3 protein-coding genes are annotated in these 3,123 nt (G+C 69.0%); 2 read left to right on the top strand and 1 reads right to left on the bottom strand.

The window, feature by feature from the left end:
- Positions 1–160: 160 nt before the first annotated feature.
- The gene (locus ACLQ62_RS10945) at positions 161–1,102 is read left to right on the top strand and encodes an AAA family ATPase (protein ID WP_411721668.1); all 942 of its coding nucleotides are present in this window, start codon (positions 161–163) and stop codon (positions 1,100–1,102) included.
- Positions 1,103–2,410 (top strand): DUF58 domain-containing protein, encoded by a 1,308-nt coding sequence (locus ACLQ62_RS10940; protein ID WP_411721667.1) that lies wholly within the window; start codon positions 1,103–1,105, stop codon positions 2,408–2,410. It begins immediately after the preceding gene.
- Positions 2,411–2,635: 225 nt separating this feature from the next.
- Here ACLQ62_RS10940 and ACLQ62_RS10935 read toward each other — a convergent pair.
- Positions 2,636–3,123 (bottom strand): IS30 family transposase (locus ACLQ62_RS10935; protein ID WP_411721666.1); only part of this gene is annotated, 488 nt, incomplete at its 5' end.

The raw sequence follows: 3,123 nt of genomic DNA, 5'->3' as shown, positions 1-3,123 counted from the left end.
GCAGAGCGCCCAGCAAGCGCAGGGCTATCCGCAGGGCTATTCGCAGGGAGAGGGTGCACCGCAGAGCACTCCGGCGTCCCGACCGTCAGCGCAGGGGCGGCAGGACGGACCCTCGGCGCGGAGCGATCCGGCCCAGGTCGAATCCCCGCGGAACGCGGAACTGCGGGCGAAGCTGGTGCAGGTACGGCGAGAGGTCGGCAAAGCCGTCGTCGGCCAGGAACCCGCGGTGACCGGGCTGATCGTCGCACTCCTCGCCAAGGGACATGTGCTGCTCGAAGGCGTCCCGGGCGTTGCGAAGACGCTTCTGGTGCGCACACTCAGCCAGGCTCTCGACCTCGACACCAAGCGGGTGCAATTCACACCTGACCTCATGCCGGGTGATGTGACCGGTTCTCTCGTCTACGACGCGAAAACCGGCGAGTTCGAGTTCCGACGTGGCCCGGTCTTCACGAACATCCTGCTGGCGGATGAGATCAACCGGACCCCGCCGAAGACCCAGTCATCGTTGCTCGAAGCGATGGAGGAACGCCAGGTCTCCACGGACGGCGTCACCCAGCCGCTGCCTGAGCCTTTCGTCGTGGCAGCGACCATGAACCCGATCGAGTACGAAGGCACCTACACGCTGCCGGAGGCCCAGCTGGACCGGTTCCTGCTCAAACTCGTCCTCGACATCCCGGAGCGGGACATCGAGGTCGAGGTGTTGCGCCGGCACTCCGCCGGCTTCAACCCCCGCGACCTCGCCGGCGCCGGGGTCACCGCCGTGCTCGGCGCGGCGGACCTGGCCGAGGCGCAGGTCGCCGCGGCCGGCACCGGCGTCAGCCCGGACGTCCTCAGTTACATCGTCGATCTCGCTCGGGCGACGAGGCGCAGCCCGTCTGTGCGGATGGGCGTCAGCCCCCGCGGCACCACAGCCCTCCTGTCCGCCGCGAAGGCGTGGGCGTGGCTCAGCGGCTACGCCTGGGTCACCCCCGACCATGTGCAGGCGATGCTGCTCCCGGTCTGGCGGCACCGGCTGGTGTTGCGTCCGGAGGCGGAACTCGAGGGTGTTGCCTCAGACGCCATTCTGCGCTCGATCATGCAGCAGGTGCAGGTGCCGATCTAGATGACGGTTTCGGGGAGATTCGTCGCGCTGGTCGCGTTCGGCATTGTGCCGGTGATCGTCATCGGTACGGCCACCGGCGAGCCCGGCCTCGTGCTGGGCTGCTGGCTGCTCTTCGCGATCGCGTTCGGGATCCTCGACATCGTGCTGGCGGCGTCTCCCCGTGTCCTGGTGCCGTCGAGATCGCTGCCGGCGCGAACCCGGCTCGGTGAGACGGTCGCAAGCGAGCTTTACCTGGCGAACCCCGGCAGGCGCACCCTCCGCGGCGTGGTCCGTGACGCCTGGCAGCCGTCAGCCGGCGCGTCGGTGACACGCACCCGGGTCACCATCCCCGCCGGTGAGCGCCGGCTCATCACCGTTCCGCTCACCCCGTTCCGGCGAGGGGAACGACGCGTCGAGCTCGTCACCGTGCGCTCGTTCGGCCCCCTGGGGTTGTGGGCCAGGCAGGCCACCCTGAAAAGCCCCGGCCGCATCCGGGTGCTTCCTCCTTTTCACGCCCGCAAGCACTTGCCGTCCCGCCTGGCCCGGCTCCGCGAACTGGACGGGGCGACGAGCGTGATGGTGCGCGGCCAGGGCACCGAATTCGATTCCCTGCGCGAGTACGTCCGCGGCGATGACGTCAGGTCGATCGACTGGAGAGCCACCGCGCGGCGCCGCGATGTGGTCGTGCGAACGTGGCGGCCCGAGCGTGACCGCCGCGTCGTTCTCGTTCTCGACACCGCCAGGACCTCGGCCGCGAGGATCGCCGATGAGCCCAGGCTCGACACCGCGTTTGAAGCGTCCCTGCTCCTCGCCGCGCTGGCCACGCGTGCCGGCGACCGCGTCGACCTCCTCGCCTATGACCGGCGGATGCGCGCCCGGGTGCAGGGGGCGACGGGCGCTGACCTGATGGCGAAGATGGTCGATGCCCTGGCCTCCGTCGAGCCTGAGCTCCTGGAGATGGACTGGACGGCGGTACCCGCGCTCGTGCGCGGTGTCACCAGCCAGCGTTCCCTCGTCGTTCTCCTCACCTCGATCGATGCGCCCGGCGCGTCGACCGCGCTACTGTCGATGCTCCCCCAGCTGACGAAGCGGCACACCGTGGTCGTCGCATCCGTCACCGACCCGGCGACCCTCGCGGCGAGCCGGCAACGCGGCAACCGGGACGAGGTGTACCTGGCTGCCGCAGCTGAGCGTTCGTTGCTCGACATCGCCCGGGTCTCGGGAGCCATCCGGCAGTTGGGTGCCGAGGTCGTCACCGCGTCGCCAGCCGACCTGCCGCCGGCCCTCGCGGACCGGTACCTCGCCCTCAAGGCGGCCGGGCGCCTGTAACCGCGCGAATTCACCCGCTGCGGACAAAAACACCCGGCGCACCGCATGTGCCGGTCCGGAACGGGTGTTCTGGTTCCGCTTCACCGACACGCGAGCCAGATCGGCTCGCGGCGACGGGCGAGCCGCAGGCCAGCGCCCGGACACAGCACCGTCGCGCCCGACGCTCCCCCGCTCCCGCGAAGTCACTCGGTCCGGACGGAAACACGCGGCGCGCCGGGGGTGGATTCAAGTGGTCGATGCAACACAGCCTTGTGGTGGTTCCGAGAGTAGCTGCTGGAGGGCTTCTCGTGGGGTGGCTGCGTCGAGGCGTTTGCGGGGCCGGTCGTTGAGTTTGTCGGCGACGAACTCGAGATACTCGGGGTGGTAACCGGAGAGGTCGGTGCCCTTCGGGAAATACTGGCGCAGCAGCCCGTTGGTGTTCTCGTTCGAGCCGCGCTGCCAGGGCGAGTGCGGGTCGCAGAAGTAGATATCGACACCGGTCGCGATGGTGATCTCTTTGTGTTTGGCCATCTCGATGCCCTGATCCCAGGTGACGGTTTTTCGGATCTGGGCGGGCATCTTGCCGATCGCGGTGATCATCTGATCCCGAACCTCGACGGCGCCGTGTCGCTCGGGGAGGTGCAGCAGCATCACGAACCCGGTTGTTCGTTCGACCAGGGTGCCGATCGCTGAGGCGTTCCCGGCGCCGGTGATCAGGTCGCCTTCCCAGTGTC

The sequence above is a fragment of the Mycetocola sp. genome, assembly GCF_046716805.1.
Lineage (GTDB): Bacteria > Actinomycetota > Actinomycetes > Actinomycetales > Microbacteriaceae > Mycetocola_A.
This window is presented reverse-complemented; position numbering and strand designations above follow the sequence as displayed.

Excerpts from the sequence above, each read along its gene's own strand:
- ACLQ62_RS10940 (WP_411721667.1), top strand. The coding sequence starts at position 1,103 with ATGACGGTTTCGGGGAGATTCGTCGCGCTGGTCGCGTTCGGCATTGTG.